Source organism: Gluconobacter albidus (assembly GCF_002723915.1).
GTDB lineage: Bacteria > Pseudomonadota > Alphaproteobacteria > Acetobacterales > Acetobacteraceae > Gluconobacter > Gluconobacter albidus.
This window is the reverse complement of sequence record NZ_BEWL01000003.1, coordinates 1-16,186: the sequence shown is the minus strand read 5'-3', so window position 1 is coordinate 16,186 and position 16,186 is coordinate 1. Positions and strand designations below refer to the sequence as shown.

Annotated in this window: 13 protein-coding genes and 1 pseudogene; 7 read left to right on the top strand and 7 right to left on the bottom strand. The window is 56.4% G+C overall.

Annotation, left to right across the window (positions count from 1 at the left end):
- Positions 1-2: 2 nt before the first annotated feature.
- A complete protein-coding gene (locus tag GAL01_RS05180) occupies positions 3-224 on the bottom strand; it encodes a hypothetical protein (protein ID WP_062027355.1) in 222 nt (73 codons plus the stop codon).
- A gap of 245 nt (positions 225-469) precedes the next feature.
- On the opposite strand from GAL01_RS05180, the gene GAL01_RS05175 reads away from it, so the two are divergent.
- Positions 470-1,744: a cation:proton antiporter gene (locus GAL01_RS05175; RefSeq protein ID WP_062027353.1), complete on the top strand. Its 1,275-nt coding sequence runs from the start codon at positions 470-472 to the stop codon at positions 1,742-1,744.
- Positions 1,745-1,855: 111 nt separating this feature from the next.
- Positions 1,856-2,314, top strand: a complete 459-nt coding sequence (locus GAL01_RS05170; protein WP_077803381.1) for a hypothetical protein — start codon at positions 1,856-1,858, stop codon at positions 2,312-2,314.
- Between the two features lie 32 nt (positions 2,315-2,346).
- Here the strand turns inward: GAL01_RS05170 and GAL01_RS05165 are convergent, their stop codons facing one another.
- Both GAL01_RS05165 and GAL01_RS05160 read right to left on the bottom strand, forming a co-directional pair.
- Positions 2,347-3,846 carry a hypothetical protein gene (locus GAL01_RS05165; protein ID WP_145995605.1) on the bottom strand — a complete coding sequence of 500 codons (1,500 nt, stop codon included), beginning with the start codon at positions 3,844-3,846 and terminating at the stop codon, positions 2,347-2,349.
- Between the two features lie 7 nt (positions 3,847-3,853).
- Positions 3,854-4,783, bottom strand: coding sequence for a hydrogen peroxide-inducible genes activator (locus GAL01_RS05160; protein WP_062027349.1), 930 nt, complete (start codon positions 4,781-4,783; stop codon positions 3,854-3,856).
- Positions 4,784-5,029: 246 nt separating this feature from the next.
- Between GAL01_RS05160 and ahpC the strand changes: the two genes are divergently transcribed.
- The 3 genes from ahpC (at position 5,030) to GAL01_RS05145 (ending at position 7,972) form a co-directional block, all read left to right on the top strand.
- Positions 5,030-5,593: an alkyl hydroperoxide reductase subunit C gene (gene ahpC, locus GAL01_RS05155; protein WP_062027347.1), complete on the top strand. Its 564-nt coding sequence runs from the start codon at positions 5,030-5,032 to the stop codon at positions 5,591-5,593.
- 127 nt (positions 5,594-5,720) lie between these two features.
- Positions 5,721-7,292: an alkyl hydroperoxide reductase subunit F gene (gene ahpF / locus GAL01_RS05150; protein WP_062027345.1), complete on the top strand. Its 1,572-nt coding sequence runs from the start codon at positions 5,721-5,723 to the stop codon at positions 7,290-7,292.
- 47 nt (positions 7,293-7,339) lie between these two features.
- A complete protein-coding gene (locus tag GAL01_RS05145; RefSeq protein ID WP_062027343.1) occupies positions 7,340-7,972 on the top strand; it encodes a LysE family translocator in 633 nt (210 codons plus the stop codon).
- A 115-nt stretch (positions 7,973-8,087) separates the two neighbouring features.
- Here the strand turns inward: GAL01_RS05145 and acnA are convergent, their stop codons facing one another.
- Both acnA and GAL01_RS05135 read right to left on the bottom strand, forming a co-directional pair.
- Complete coding sequence (gene acnA, locus GAL01_RS05140) at positions 8,088-10,781, bottom strand: aconitate hydratase AcnA (protein WP_099253124.1); 2,694 nt, start codon at positions 10,779-10,781, stop codon at positions 8,088-8,090.
- Between the two features lie 33 nt (positions 10,782-10,814).
- Positions 10,815-11,837 carry an isocitrate/isopropylmalate dehydrogenase family protein gene (locus tag GAL01_RS05135; protein WP_062027112.1) on the bottom strand — a complete coding sequence of 341 codons (1,023 nt, stop codon included), beginning with the start codon at positions 11,835-11,837 and terminating at the stop codon, positions 10,815-10,817.
- 122 nt (positions 11,838-11,959) lie between these two features.
- On the opposite strand from GAL01_RS05135, the gene GAL01_RS05130 reads away from it, so the two are divergent.
- Positions 11,960-12,886, top strand: coding sequence for a LysR family transcriptional regulator (locus GAL01_RS05130; RefSeq protein ID WP_062027114.1), 927 nt, complete (start codon positions 11,960-11,962; stop codon positions 12,884-12,886).
- 51 nt (positions 12,887-12,937) lie between these two features.
- Here the strand turns inward: GAL01_RS05130 and GAL01_RS05125 are convergent, their stop codons facing one another.
- Positions 12,938-15,031, bottom strand: coding sequence for a glycosyltransferase 61 family protein (locus GAL01_RS05125; RefSeq protein WP_082790582.1), 2,094 nt, complete (start codon positions 15,029-15,031; stop codon positions 12,938-12,940).
- Positions 15,032-15,114: 83 nt separating this feature from the next.
- Between GAL01_RS05125 and GAL01_RS05120 the strand changes: the two genes are divergently transcribed.
- A protein-coding gene (locus GAL01_RS05120; protein WP_099253122.1) for an IS5 family transposase occupies positions 15,115-15,872 on the top strand; the annotation gives its coding sequence in 2 pieces (ribosomal slippage) (positions 15,115-15,436 and positions 15,436-15,872; 759 coding nt in all).
- Between the two features lie 186 nt (positions 15,873-16,058).
- Here the strand turns inward: GAL01_RS05120 and GAL01_RS15960 are convergent.
- Positions 16,059-16,186 (bottom strand): annotated as a pseudogene (locus GAL01_RS15960) (IS5/IS1182 family transposase); the annotation flags it as partial.

Below are 16,186 nucleotides of genomic sequence, written 5' to 3'. Positions count from 1 at the left end.
ACCTAGCGGTGGACGAAGCCCATGCCGGTCTGGAGAGCGGTTCTGAAGACTTCTCCCCAGAGATTGCCGTTGCCGCCCATGCCACCACCACCGTGGGTGTGGTCGCTTTTGACCGTATAAGCGGGATCATCGTCGTCACCGCTGGCCGACGTCATGTCGGGCGGGGCGTGTGAGGCGCAGGCTGCGAGCAGGATGAAAACGGCGACGGTGCAGGTCTTTTTCACGAAATCCGTTTCCTCCGATTGCTATTCCGCCGAAGAGTGCGTTCTGCCGTAACGTCTGTCATGTCAGGAACGGTAAGGAAGCGTAAGCGTACGGCCTGTGAGAAGTGACCTCCGGAAGAGCTGTTGCGGTTTTCGGAAGAAACTTCGGTGTACCCCGAGCAGTTAAGCAGGGTGGATCTGTCTGCGTGCGGTCTGTCATGGCCTGAGTCGTTGCCGGAGCAGAGATCGGGGAAGGAAATGCGGTCATGAATTCTCTGGGGCTGTTTGCTCTGCTGCTGGCTGTGGCGACCCTGCTCGGAATCATCAATTACCGGACCCTCAGACTTCCACTGGCCATCGGAATTCTGCTGATTTCGATGGTGATCTCCCTGATCGTCATGCTCCTGAACCCTTTGTTTCCTGGATATGATCTTCAGCAGGTTCCGCAGAACCTTCTGGGAACGATCAATCTGCCCCGGACCCTGCTGGATGGAGCGCTGTCCTTCCTGCTGTTTGCAGGGGCGATGCAGGTCGATCTGGGGATGCTGGTGTCGCGCGGAAAGTCGGTCGCGGCGCTGGCGATCGTGGGGACGTCACTGGCCGTGGCGCTGATGGCGGTTCCGGTGTGGTTTATTTTTCCTGTATTCGGGCTTTCCGTGCCTTTCAGCTGGTGCGTGCTGCTGGGTGCGATGCTTGCGCCGACCGATCCGGTATCGGTGGTGGGCATGCTGCGGCGTCTGGGCCTGCCACCCGCGCTTCAGGCGACGTTCGCGGGGGAGAGCCTGTTCAACGATGGCGTGGGTGTCGTTTTTTATGGAACGATGATCGGGCTGGCCACGGGTGATATTGCGTCCGTTTCGGCCAGTGATTTCGTTTTGCGATTTCTGGTTGAAGCCGTGGGAGGCGGGCTGTTCGGCGCTTTTACGGGCTGGCTGGCGCTTCTGCTGCTTCGCGGCGTGGAGGACGCGCAGATCGACCTGCTGGGTTCTCTGGCGCTCGCGGCCGGGACGTATAGTCTTGCGAACGGGTTGCACATGTCCGGGCCGATTGCGGTGGTGGTCGCCGGAATGAGCCTGGCCAGCAAGGCGGGGCACCGCGCCATCACGCAGAAATCCCGTGAGGAAATGGTGGGGTTCTGGAACCTGATCGACGAGATCCTGAACGCCTTGCTGTTCCTGCTGATCGGGTTCGAACTGCTGGAAATCCGGCCGCATCTGGCGCCGTTCCTGATGATGCTGGTGGCAATTCCGCTGTCGGTTCTGGTGCGCGGCGCCAGTGTTTTCCTGTCGACCATTCCCGTGCATCTGCAACCCGGTGAGCGCGGGCGCGCTCTTGGGCTTCTGACATGGGGTGGGCTGCGGGGCGGTATTTCCGTTGCGCTCGCGCTGGGGCTCCCGGCGGGAGAACTACGCGATACATTGTTGCCCGTCTGTTACGGGGTGGTGGTGTTTACGATCATCGTTCAGGGTCTGACGATGGGGCGGGTGGTGCGCTGGCTCTACCCCGAAAAGCCTTCCATTGATGAAGCGCCGCCTGCCTGAAAGCCCCTTGAAACGCCAGCTCCGCAAAAGGTGTTGGGCAGGGTCTGTGGGTTCCGAAAGAGGGCTGTGATAGGTTCGGAAAACAGAGAGTTCTGCTGGAGCATTTTACAGATGGTACGTTTGAAGCATGTCACGTTAGCCGCGGCTTTGGGAGCGGCGCTTGTTGCTCCGCATCTTGCGTCCGCGACGCCGCTGCCGGGCCAGACGGCCTGCTGGCAGTCGAATGTCGGCGAGGACCCGCGCCCGGAAATCAGCTGCCAGACCCTGTCGCCGGAATTCCTGCGCAAGCTGGAGCATGCCACTCCGGCTCAGGTCACCAAACTATTCGCGGTGCCGGGAAAAGACGGAAAACCGACCTATTTCGAAGGTGTGGGCAAAATCCCGGGTTTCTATAACGGCTATGTCGAACTGGTTTATACCAAAGGCCATGTCACGAATGTGAGCGCGGTGACGACCGAGTTCCAGAAGAACGGCATGGCGGGTGACGAAATGGATTTCCGCTGGGATTCCGTGAAGGGCGAGTGTTCAGACTTCCCCGGTTCGACCCATCGCTGCAACGCGGCCGAATAAGGTCTGGTTTTCAGACCCTGTTTCCTTCCCGTTCAAGGTACGGCGGGAAGGGGGGGCAGACTGGCGGGCGGCAGGACATGAAGCGTTGTCTTGCCGAAATACCGCATCGCGGACTGAACTTCCCATCCGCTTCCACCCACATGGTAGGTGCCCGGCTCCCAGCGCCAGTAGTAGAAGGCGGGTGAAGCCGTGCCTTGCGTATAGGTCATCTCGGTCCCTGCCGACAGGCCTGACGCCCAGACGCGGTCATGAGCGGCTTCTTCCAGTGGCAGACCTGCGAGAGCGAGGGACAGGTCCGAAAGGCGCCACCGCATTGTCCATCCTGCAAACAGCAGAAGCCCTGCGAGCGCGCAGATCTGGAGGGTCGTTTCTCTTTTTCGGTCGTCAGAAGATATCCTGAATTTTGCCGATAAAATCGTGCTGAGTCCCGCAGCAAGCAGCAGGACAAGAAGGATGGAGAAGTCCAGCCGGAAAGTTTCATGGCGCTGACAGCAGAGAAAACCAAATGCGTAAAAAGCGGCGGCGATCGTCAGGTACATTGTGCCCGAAAGTGCAAGGGCTGGGGCCATAAGCGTACGCAAGGCCGGTCGGATGCCACAGACCATGAAGAGTGCAGTAAATGCGCCGGTCAGGATGGCTTTCAGGACCACCCCGCTGGCAAGGGCTTTCCTGGTGAAGAGGCTCCCCGAGCTCATTTCGTCCGGCTGAAGGGCGAACAGCGTTTTCAAAAACGGGCGAAATGCCGCAGCGAGGCTTGCTCTGATATGTCCATGGGTGGGCGTGAAGGGAAATCCACTGCCGCCCATTCTGTGATTGAAAATCATCACCGTAAACACACAGAGTCCAATACCCGTCGGCAGGAGCAGCCATCTGCTCCGCCCCAGCGGGAAGGTCCGACGGCCGCCCAGGCTCTCAAATCCGCGCATTCCCAGCCAGAGCATTCCGAAAAACACTCCGGCTTCGCTTGATGCCAGAGCCAGGGTCAGCAACAGGGCCTCAGCCCGGAGAGACAGGGTGTTGCTGATCTTCAGCAGGATCAGCCCACAGGCGGCGGCGAGGACGGGAAGATGGGCGATGGTTCCCATCGGCCAGTAGAACAGGTCTGCGGAAGGGTGGCCGAGCATGAAAATGGCTGCGAGGGACACGGCAATCAGCAGGCGCATCGGGATAGGTGCAGCGCTTCGACGGAGGAAGGGCACAAAGGCTATCGCAGCACAAAACAGCCATGTGAGGGCCAGAAAGATCCATGCCAGTGGCTTATGCACGGCATTGGCGAGCGTTCCGTAGGCGAATATGACAATTTCCGAGAATGGACGTGGGCTCCAGTGCAGCAGCCTGTCCGACAGGAAGGCCAGACCATGCTCCCGGATATTGGCAAAATAGTCGTATTCGTCTCCCTGCCAGACAGAAGCCGGGAGAATGGCGGTCTGCAGGGCGATGACACTGAGCATCACGCACAGGACAACGCCATAGGCCGTTCCGAGGATGTTCGGTCCAGCGGAACGTGGAGCCGGTGAACGGGGAGGCTTCACGCAGGCTTCAGCCACAGGTGTGGCAGTGCTCTGGTGTGATGCTGCGAAGATATGCTGCGAAATCGCGAAAGACTGGAGCCCGTGGGTCCGATGCGCGCCAGGTCAGACCGATCGTGCGGCGTGCTTCGGGTTCGGGGAGCGGACGGACGGTAATGAGATCCTCGAAATCCACCCGGTTGCGCAGCGCAAGCTGGGGGATGAGGGAAAACCCTTCGCCGGCTCCGATCATGTACCACAGCATTTCAAGGCTGGTGGCCAGGCGCTGCTCGCCTTCGCGCGGAACCGTCGGGCAGATGGACAGGGCCTGATCGCGCAGGCAGTGCCCGTCTTCCAGAAGCAGAAGATCCGGGCGGCCGAGCTGGCTGAGAGAGAGTTTCGGCTTCTGGGCCAGTTCATGCGTGTTGGGAAATACGGCGAGGAACGACTCTTCGAAAATTGGTGCGCTTTCCAGAGCCTCAGAAGGCGCGGGCAATGCCATCAGGGCGACGTCCAGCTCGCTGTTGCGCAGGGCATGCACGAGTGTGTCTGTCATGCTTTCGCGCAGGCGCAGGCTGAGCGCCGGATAATGCTCCCGCAGGCGTGGCAGAAGGCCCGGAATGTAATATGGGCCGAGTGTGGGAATGACGCCGAGCCGCAGAGCGCCTTCCATCGGGCCGGTCTGGGCGCGGGCGACTTCAAGAAGATTGCGCGCCGCCGCGAGAACTTCGCGCCCGAGTGTAAGCAGGCGCTCGCCATCGGGGGTTGGCGCAACGTGACGCCGTGAGCGTTCAAAAAGGGTGACGTCCAGAAGCTGTTCGAGCTTGCGGACCTGTTCGGACAGCCCGGCCTGACTGACGCCGCAGCGTTCGGCCGCACGGGAGAAGTTGCGCAGGTCATCGACCGCGACCACATATTCGATATCGCGCAGGGACAGGCCGGAGAGGGGAACATAGCTCATATTTTATAGATAGGATCGAATAACGTCATGGGGAAGTCCGGTTTTGCCTGTCAGGGAAAAATTGCATCGCAAAAGGCCGTTTCCTGAAGGTATGGCCCATATCATGATCGGCAGTCTTGATATCTTCATCTCACAAGTTCGGTTTTAGCGATCAGTCATATTGACAGGAACTGTTTCCTGTCTCTCTCTTTCTGTGTGACACAGAGTCCGCAACACAACACCAACCCAAGGTCAGGAGACAGTCTGATGGTTCGCATCAACTCCCCGCTGAAGTCCTTCTCCACCGATGCTTTCCGCAACGGTGAGTTCCTCACGGTCACGGACTCCGACGTTCGCGGCAAATGGTCCGTTTTCTTCTTCTATCCGGCCGACTTCACGTTCGTCTGCCCGACGGAACTCGAAGACCTCGCCGACAACCAGGCCGCTTTCGACAAGCTGGGCGTGGAAATCTATTCCGTCTCCACGGACAAGCATTTCACGCACAAGGCCTGGCACGACACGTCCCCGGCCATCGGCAAGATTAAGTACACGATGCTGGGCGACCCGACGGGCGCGATTGCACGCAACTTTGATGTGCTGATCGAAGAAGCCGGCATGGCCGATCGCGGTACGTTCCTGATCGATCCGGAAGGCAAGATCCAGTACATCGAAATCACCGCCGGTGGCGTCGGCCGCAGCGCGACCGAACTGCTAGAGAAGATCCAGGCTGCACAGTATGTCGCAAGCCATCCGGGTGAAGTTTGCCCGGCCAAGTGGAAAGAAGGCGGCGAGACGCTGAAGCCGTCCCTCGACCTCGTTGGCAAGATCTGATCCTTCCCGGATCTGAGGATGGTGGAACCTTCCGGTTCCACCATCCTCCGCCTCCTTTCATGGAGGCGGCTGAGCCGGACAGTCTTCCGGTTCCAAATTTCCAAATTCCGAAATCCGGAGAGAAAAGATGCTTCAGGACGACCTGAAAACCCAGATGCGCGCCTATATGGAGTACCTGCGTGATGCGGTCGTGCTTGAGACGACCCTTGGCGCGGATGCCCGCTCTGCTGAAGTGCGCGGCCTGCTGGAAGATATTGCCAGTCTGTCCCCCAAGGTGACGTTTTCGGACAAGGGACAGGGCCCCCGCACGCCGTCCTTCGTGATCCGCCGTCCGGATACGGATGTGCAGGTCTGCTTTGCGGGCCTGCCGATGGGGCACGAGTTTACGTCGCTTGTTCTGGCGCTGCTGCAGGTCAGCGGCCATCCGCCGAAGATCGAGGCGGATGTGGTCGAACAGATCCGTGCGCTGGACGGCGACTTCCACTTCGAGACGTATTTCTCCCAGTCCTGCCAGAACTGCCCGGATGTGGTGCAGGCGCTCAACGCCATGAGTGTGCTGAACCCGAAGATCCATCACACCGCCATTGATGGCGCGGATTTTCAGGAAGAAGTGGAACGCCTCGGCATTCGTTCTGTCCCGCAGGTTTATCTGAATGGTGAGCCTTTCGCGTCGGGGCGGATGGAAGTGGCGGATATTCTCGCCAAACTGGACACCGCTTCTGTTGCCCGGTCGGCGGAGAAGCTGAACGATATGGCGCCGTTTGACGTGCTGGTACTTGGCGCCGGGCCTGCGGGCGATGCGGCGGCGATCTATTCTGCCCGTAAAGGTCTGCGCACGGGTCTTGTGGCGGAGCGGTTTGGTGGTCAGGTCATGGACACGGCCGGGATCGAGAACTTCATTTCCGTGCAGGAAACGGAAGGGCCGAAGCTCTCGGCCGCGCTTGAAGCCCATGTGCGGCAGTATGATGTGCAGATCATTGCGTCCCAGCTTGCTGCAAAGCTGATCCCGGCTGAGGATGCCGGTGGTCTGCACCAGATCGTTCTGGAAAGCGGGGCCACCCTGCGCTCGAAGACGGTCATCATTGCAACTGGTGCGCGCTGGCGGCATCTGGGTGTGCCGGGCGAGGACGAGTATCGCACGAAGGGCGTGGCCTACTGCCCGCATTGCGATGGCCCGTTTTACAAGGGACGTCCGGTTGTGGTGGCTGGCGGCGGCAATAGCGGCGTGGAAGCGGCGATCGACCTGGCGGGGATCGTGTCACACGTCACCCTGCTTCAGCGCGGCGCGCATCTGAAGGCGGACAAGGTGTTGCAGGACAAGCTTTTGAGCCTGTCGAATGTGACGGTCCTGACCAATGCCCTGACTACGAAGATCGAAGGTGACGGCAAGGAAGTGACCGGCCTGACCTATAGCGACGGCGATGGCGGGCTGCATCAGGTCAAGACGGATGGCGTGTTCATTCAGATCGGCCTGCTGCCCAACTCTGAGTGGCTGAAGGACTCTCTGAAGCTCAGCCCGTATGGGGAGATCGTCATCAACGATCACTGCGCGACATCCGTCCCCGGTGTGTTTGCCGCAGGGGACGTGACGACCGTGCCTTACAAGCAGATTGTTATTGCGATGGGCGAGGGGGCCAAGGCGTCCCTGTCAGCATTCGATTATCTGATCCGTCTGCCGGTTGCGGCAAAGGACGCCTGATAGAAGGGGGGATTGGGGATTTGATAAACCGGGTGTAGGTTTCGATCATGCATCCTTATCTGATCCCGCTTCTGACCTTTGCCGCTGCCGCTGCGGTCTTTACGATCACGCCGGGCCTCGACACGGCTATGACGCTGCGAACCGCCACGACGTCCGGCTGGAAGGCCGGTCTGGCGGCGGTTGTAGGAATCTGTCTGGGGCTGGGGATCTGGGGGCTTGCGGCAGCATTTGGCCTCACGGCTCTGCTGGCGGCTTCGGAAACGGCGTTTACAGTCGTCAAATGGGCCGGTGCGCTTTATCTGGCGTGGCTTGGGATCGGGCTGATCCTGCATCCCCGTGCTTCTCTGGGGACAGCGGATGCAGCACCGGTGCATGACGGCGCCCGTGCGGCCTTCCGCCGTGGACTGCTGACCAATCTGCTCAATCCCAAGGTCGGCATTTTCTACATGACGTTCATGCCGCAGTTCATTCCGCCGCATGTGAATGTGAAGGAATTTTCGTTGCTGCTGACGGCTATTCAGGCCGTACTGTCCTTTTCGTGGCTGGCACTCCTTGTCGCCATGACCGTACCGCTCGGGCGGTTCCTGTCGAGCACGACGGTCGTGCGCCGCATGGACCGGCTGACGGGCAGCATCTTTCTGGCCTTCAGCCTCAAACTGGCCCTGAGCCGGAGGGCCTGACCGATGACCAAAGCCTATCTCTTCATGATCTGCTTCGTCGTGGGAGCAACCTGCGCCGTTGTGTCTTACGGCGTCACCCATCATTAAGATGGCGGGGCCGAAGCCCCGCCATTTCTCAACTCGCTGAAGCCATTCCGCGAAGCACGTAGGGCAGGATGCCCCCGTTGCGGTAATAGTCAGCCTCATCGACCGTATCGACACGGCACAGCAGCGGGACATCCTGCGTGCTGCCATCCTGACGGGTGATCGTCATGGTCAGGGTTGCGCGCGGCGTGAGGGTTTCGATGCCGTGAATGGCGATCGTCTCCGTTCCGTTCAGGCCCAGCGTTTTGCGCGTCGTGCCCGGCTCGAAGGTCAGGGGCAGCACGCCCATGCCGACGAGGTTGGAGCGGTGGATGCGCTCGAAGCTCTCGGCAATGACGGCCTTGATGCCCAGCAGGCGCGTGCCCTTCGCGGCCCAGTCACGGGACGAGCCCATCCCGTATTCCTTGCCGCCGAACACCACGAGCGGCACGTCGTCCTGAGCGTAGCGGCTGGCGGCATCATAGATGGACATCTGCGCACCATCGGGCTGATGCAGTGTGACGCCACCTTCGGTCCCCGGTGCCATCTCGTTGCGGATGCGGATATTGGCGAAGGTTCCCCGGACCATGACGCGGTCATTGCCGCGACGTGAGCCGTAGGAATTGAAATCCTTCACCGCGACCTGATGGTCCTGAAGGTACACACCTGCAGGCGAAGAGGCCGCAATCGCACCGGCCGGGGAGATATGGTCGGTCGTGATGTTGTCGCCCAGCAGTGCCAGAATCCGCGCGCCGGAAATGTCTTTCGTGGGCGCGGGTTCGGCGGTCAGACCGTCGAAGTAGGGCGGATTCTGCACATAGGTCGAACCCGGCTGCCAGTCATAAGTCGCCGAAGTCCCGGCCGAGGCCAGCGCCTGCCATTCCTTCGTGCCTTCCGTAATGTGGCTGTAGCGCTCGACGAAAGCTTCGCGTGTGACGGCGGAGCCGACGAGTTCTGCGATCTCGTGGTTGGTCGGCCATATATCGCGCAGATGGACCGGCGTGCCGTCGGGCGCGTGTCCCAGAATGGCCGTCGTAATGTCTTCGCGCATCGTTCCCAGCAGCGCATAGGCGACGACGAGCGGCGGGCTTGCGAGATAATTGGCGCGGACGTTGGGTGAAATCCGGCCTTCGAAGTTCCGGTTACCGGACAGGACAGACGTTGCGACCAGACCATTGCCTTCAATGGCGTCCACAAGCTCTTTCGCCAGCGGGCCGGAATTGCCGATGCAGGTCGTGCAGCCATAGCCGACCGTCTCAAAACCCAGCGCGTCCAGATCGGCGCTCAGATTGGCGCGATCCAGATAGTCTGTCACGACCTGCGATCCCGGCGCCAGCGACGTTTTGACCCAGGGCTTCGGCATCAGGCCGAGCGCGCGGGCCTTGCGGGCCACCAGTCCGGCCGCGACCAGAACGGCCGGGTTGGACGTGTTGGTGCAGGATGTGATGGCGGCGATGACGATGGAGCCGTGCCCGATCGCATACTCCGTTCCAGAGACGGGGGCGGTCTTGTGGATATCGGCTGGCTTGACGCCGAGCGTCTCCGTCAGGGCTTTTTCGAAAGCCGGGGTGGCAGCGGAAAGCTCGATCCGGTCCTGCGGGCGCTTGGGGCCGGAAATGCAGGGCGTGACCGTGCCCAGATCCAGCGTCAGAACATCCGAAAACACCGGCTCCGGCGTTGAGGCATCGCGGAACATGCCCTGTGCGCGCAGCCAGGATTCCGTCAGCGCAATGCGATGCTCGTCACGGCCGGTCTGGCGCAGATAGTCGAGCGCCAGCGCATCCACGGGAAAGAAGCCGCAGGTCGCGCCATATTCCGGGGCCATGTTTGCAATGGTCGCACGGTCCGCGACCGGCAGATGATCTAGCGCCGGGCCGAAGAACTCCACGAACTTGCCGACCACGCCTTTGGCCCGCAGCATCTGCGTGACGGTCAGCACCAGATCGGTCGCGGTCGTGCCTTCCGGCAGACGGCCGTCCATCCGGAAGCCCACAACATCGGGGATGAGCATGGAAATCGGCTGTCCGAGCATGGCAGCTTCGGCCTCGATCCCGCCAACGCCCCAGCCCAGTACGCCCAGACCATTGACCATGGTCGTGTGGGAATCCGTACCATACAGCGTGTCGGGATAGGCATAGGTGACGTCGCCGACCGTTCCCGTCCAGACCACCTGAGACAGATATTCCAGATTGACCTGATGGCAGATGCCAGCACCCGGCGGGACGACGCGGAACTGGTCGAACGCTTCCTGACCCCAGCGCAGGAACGCATAACGCTCACCATTGCGCTCGAATTCCAGCGAGACGTTCTGCTGGAGTGCGTCCTTGCGTCCGGCGACGTCCACCATCACGGAGTGGTCGATTACCAGATCGACGGGCACGAGCGGATTGACCTTCTGCGGATCACCGCAGAGCGAGACGATGCCGTCGCGCATGGCGGCCAGATCCACGACGGCTGGAACGCCGGTGAAATCCTGCATCAATATGCGCGCGGGCTTGAACGGGACTTCCTGCGTCGAATGCGCGGCTTTCGTCCAGTCAACGATCGCCTGCGCGTCCTCGACGCGATAGGTCGAACCATCCGTGAAGCGCAGGACGTTTTCGAGCAGCACTTTCAGGCTGACGGGCAGTCGTGAGATGTCGCCCAGCTTTTCAGCCGCGACAGGCAGGGAGAAATAGCGATAGGAGCGGCCCTCGATCGAGAGGTCGCGCTGGCAGTCCAGAAGGTCGTGTCCAACCTGTTTCATGATGGGAATGTTCCTTGGAGGGCTGTCAGAAAATTACTGGATGGCGCGCAGAAGGGCCTGCGTGACGTCCTGCGTGGTGGCCTTGCCGCCCAGATCGCGGGTGCGAAGGCCTTCGACCTGAAGGATCTGCTTCATCGCGCCGTCCAGCCGCTCGGACAGGTCCAGCCGTCCGACATGGGCGAGCATCATGCTGCCCGCCATCATCAGCGCCAGCGGATTGGCGATGCCCTGTCCGGCAATGTCAGGCGCGGACCCATGCACGGCTTCGAAAATGCCCATTTTCTCGCCGATATTCGCACCCGGCGCCATACCTAAACCGCCTACGAGACCGGCCGTCAGATCGGACAGGATGTCGCCGAACAGATTGGTCGTGACGATGACGTCGTAATTCTCCGGACGGATCACAAGCTCCATCGCACAGGCATCGACGATCCGCTCTTCCAGCGCTACGCGGCCTTCATATTCCGCAGCGACCTTGCGGCCTTCATGCAGGAACAGCCCGCTCAAGATTTTCAGGATGTTCGCCTTGTGGACGAGCGTCACCTTCTTGCGGTTGTTCTTCACGGCATATTCGAAGGCGAAGCGGACGATCCGGTTGCATTCGGCACGGGTATTGAACCCGGCGCCATACGCCACGGCTTCCGGGTCTCCGTCTACGGCCATATAATGCTCCATCGCGGCATAGAGGCCTTCGATGTTCTCGCGGATCACGACCAGATCAACGTTCTCATACCGTCCGCCGGGAACGATCGTCTGGGTCGGACGGACATTGGCATACAGGTCGAAGGCCTGACGCAGCGTGACGTTGATGGAGCGGAAACCTTTGCCCACGGGTGTGGTCAGAGGGCCTTTCAGCACGAGGCCAGTGCGACGGATACTGTCGAGCGTAGCCTCGGGGAGGGCGGTTCCGTGCTCCTCGAAGGCGCCGACGCCTGCGCTCTGGTGATCCCAGAGGAAAGGGGCCTCAAGGGCGTCCATGACGGTCGTGACCGACTGCATGATTTCCGGGCCAATTCCGTCACCGGCAATAAGTGTGGCGGGAATGGTCTTGGTCATGGCGCGTTCCTGTCCGGTCAAGGAGTGGCTGGGAGTGTGTCTGTGACGCGGCGGACCTTAAAGAAGTTCCGTGTCTGAACCAATGTTTGCGGGAGGGTTTAATCATACTTTAAAGGTATGGAATGATCGAACTCAGACACCTCCACGCCGTCATCGCCATCGCCGAGGAGCGTAACCTCACCCGGGCTGCCGAGCGGCTGGGAATTCAGCAGCCCCCGCTGACCCGGCTTCTCAGGGGAGTGGAACAGGAACTGGGGGTGCAGCTCTTCGAGCGCCACGCAAGAGGCATGCGCTTGACGTCCGCAGGGCGGAGCATGCTCAAGGGGGCGTATGATGTTATCGCGCGTATGGATGAGACGGTCGAGGATGTCCGCCGTATCGTACGTGGCGAGACCGGAGAACTGTCGATCGGGTTCACCAACTCAGCCCTCTGTCATCCCAGCCTGCCGGACATGCTGGGACAGTTCCGCGAAACTTGGCCTGACGTTGGCCTGACGCTGACCGAGGGCAATTCCAGTCAGCTTCTGGGAGGCTTGCGTGAAGACACCGTGGATGTCGCTTTTGTACGGACATCCATTCCAGATGTGTCGGATGTTGTGGTCGAACTGATCGTGGAAGAACCCATGGTGGTGGCGGTTCCCCGGACGCACCGTCTGGCGAAAGAAGCGCCGGCGTCTGGGCTGAAACTTGCTGAACTCGAAAACGAAGACTTCATCCTGTATCAGAGCCAGTATAATAACGGCCTGTACAAAACGATCGTTGATGCCTGTCTGGGGGCGGGTTTTACGCCACGGGTCCATCAGAAAGGTCCGCAGCTTCTGGCAGCTCTCAATCTGGTTGCCGGGGGGCTGGGGATCTCCCTCGTCCCACAGTCCATGCAGCAGCATCATGCTGGACAGGTGGCCTATATCCCGCTGTCCTCCCGCACTGCCCTGACGGCGCCGCTTTATCTGGTGTTTCGTTCTGTCCGCATGACGGGCGCCAAGCTCTATTTCATTCACCAGGCCCGTCGTATCAGGCAGACTTATGGACCGGTAACAACCAATTAAGGTCGTTACCGGTTTTTCAATCTTTTTAAATGGTAGTAAAAACTGCTTTGATTAGCGCTCTTGCGTGTCGGATAGTTCTCCGCAGAGCTCCGGCATCATAGTGTTATCTTTTTTTATTCGGGCCACGTGTTTTTTTTCCACAGCCTCGAAGAATTCAATTATTTTTTCCTCGGACAAATCATAGAATATGTTGTTGTTCTGATCCGTATTCTCGGAATCAGCATAACATATGATGTTATCGTCGTTGTATATACGACCAATTCCAATCTGGACTTCCGTACGAGGATGAATTGTTCCTATTGTCATTCCGTTTGTATTGAAGAGTGAAGAATGCTGTGCAGATCCATGCTCGCCAACCTGGCAAACAGTTTCCTGCATGAGCTTTATCTGCTCCGCAATACTGAGTTTTTCCGGCTCAATGATTTCATAACCCAGCTTTAATGCCATTTCCTCGAAAAATTTCTGTTGCCGAAAAACCCGCTGTCCACGCTTGGTTGGTTCCCAGGTTTTTCTCGACAGGCACACCTTTCGATAAGGTTTGTTTGTATTCATTTTATATTTATCATAAAATTCCTTAATATAAGGGTGGAAATTGTAATTTTTATGTGGATAAGCTGAAATCAGAACCCTGTTAATTTCCCATATTTCTTGTGTGTGCTCGAATAATAGAAAATTATCTTCTGATAGATCAAAGAAATATTTTAAAAGATCTCTTCCCCACGAGGGTGTAGCCTTTGGAATAATGAATTTTTTTTCTTTGAATGCCTGAGGGCCAATATGGTCTCGTATGAGTCCTATCCGCGGAAGATCATCAACAAGATAATGTCCGTAGCACCCGTAACCAGGGCTGAAAGCGATAATACAATCTTCCTCTATTTTCTTTGTGATATTGTCAGAAGTTGGTTTTTTCCAAAATCCAGCACGTGCTTCATTCTCGGCAACGGTACACAAGTCGGATTCTAAATCTAAAAGAAACCCACCGTTCCAGAGGCATGCATGTCCAGAGAGGGCTACATTTGCCATCTCAAATACATCACGACTGGAGAGAGAATAGCTTTTTGTATGTCTCTGGGAGATATGAGGCGTCACATCCAGGCCGACAAGCTGTACATTATGGCTTTTGGGCATGAAGAAATTATTATGGTCAGAATATTTCTTCTTTCCTTCTGGCAAACCATAAGCATCGTTTCGGAATATCCCCTTTAATGATTTTGTTTTTATGTTTTGTTCCTGTTTTTCAAAAATATTTTCTTCTGCTTCGGATGGCGAAACAAACGCTTCAAAAACAGAGTTATGGATGAAATTTATTTTTTTATTTTCGAATCCAAAAAAGCAAAAATAATCCAAGAAAAATTTATTAAACTGTTCACGGTCGGAAAAGCCTGTTCTCTGATCATGAATGCCTGGAACGGTAGATTTTTCGTTTAGATTTTCAAAATATTTTCCAAAAAAATCTTCATACGGCTTCGAAAAAAGGAATTTTTTATTTATTCCCTGTTCGTCGTAAACAAAAGTAATATCCACGCCTTCGATGAGAGGTGTGATATCACACTCTGCAACAGAGCAGACGTCTGAAGAAATTCCACCAGATTTATATAAAATGGCAGAAAGGAAGAAATCAGATTTCGCTTCGTTGCTTTTTATATAATTAAAATTGTTCACAACAACGTCTCCAAATTCTTTTAATAAGTACCTAAATACATTATATTCATCATAGTTTATGTATTCATAAAAAGGATTTTTATTATAAAAACCAATATTTTGATATTGATCAATTGTGTATTCTTTTTTATCTGGACGGCATTGTCTTATTCCAATGCATTCCGTATGAGTATTTTTAAATATTTTTTTGTTTATTAATAATTTTTTTCCAATCACATCTTTTTTTATTGATTGAAAAAAACCCTTCCAGTGTCTATTTTTTTCTCTAAAGCAGGCATAAATTACTTTTTTATTAAAAAAATCCTTTTCTTGTGTTATATTTTCTTCATTAAAATCAAAATAATAGTAATTACCACTTAAGAAATCATTTACATATTGTATAATTTCCCGATCGCAGTTGTTTTTTATATAATTTATATTGTCGATAAAAAATCTTTCTTTGATTTTTTTTAAGTCATTTATAGAGATATTCTTGCATATCATTTAAGTTTTTCCTTGTTTGTTAGGCTCAGGACCCATTGATTTGATTATGGAAATCTGATTCAGGCTCTGCGAGGAGACTGGCAATGAGCGACCTGTTTTGGCTGACGGATGAACAGATGGATCGTCTGCGGCCCTTTTTCCCAAAGAGCCACGGCAAACCTCGCGTTGATGACCGCCGCGTGCTGAGCGGGATCATTTTTGTGAACCGCAATGGGATGCGCTGGCGTGATGCGCCCCGGGAATACGGCCCCCACAAGACGCTGTATAACCGTTGGAAGCGTTGGAGCGACATGGGCGTTTTCATGCGGATGATGGATGGCCTGTCTGCTGCGAAAGCCGAGCCTCAGACGATTATGATTGATGCGACGTATCTCAAGGCGCACCGTACGGCTTCAAGCCTGCGGTTAAAAAAGGGGATCCGGGCCGCCTGATCGGTCGCACCAAAGGCGCTATGAATACAAAGCTGCATGCGGTCACCGATCAGAACGGACGACCGCTGAGCTTTTTCATGACGGCGGGACAGATCAGCGATTATACTGGTGCTGCTGCCTTGTTGGACAGTCTTCCTATGGCACAGTGGATGCTGGGAGATCGCGGGTATGACGCCGACTGGTTCAGGGACGCCCTGGAAGAGAAAGGGATCAGGCCCTGCATTCCGGGGCGAAAATCCCGCGGAAAACCAGTCAAATACGACAAGAGAAAATACAAAAGACGCAACCGCATCGAGATCATGTTCGGAAGGCTCAAGGACTGGCGGCGTGTTGCAACGCGCTACGACAGATGCCCCACCGTCTTCTTCTCCGCCATCTGCCTCGCTGCAACCGTCATGTTCTGGCTATGAGTCCTGAGCCTAGGGGAAGAAATTAAATTTTATAAATACTGGCAAATATAATTTCAGGTGACAATACGCAAACATGAAAATAAGATCCAGATTAATTTGAAAACAAATACTTTTTCTTCTTGCGAAGATTGAAGCAAAAAGCTTTTCAGTTATTTCTTCTCAGAATTAAAAATCATGGGGATGAGCGCCTTTTTTCGCATCTGACCGTCGGATAATTCCGACTATGCAATCGAGAAAGGCGACCTTTTCCATCGACTGTAAGATGGCACAAGCAGCGCCATCGGCGAACAGGTGTTTCATCCATGCCCAACGTC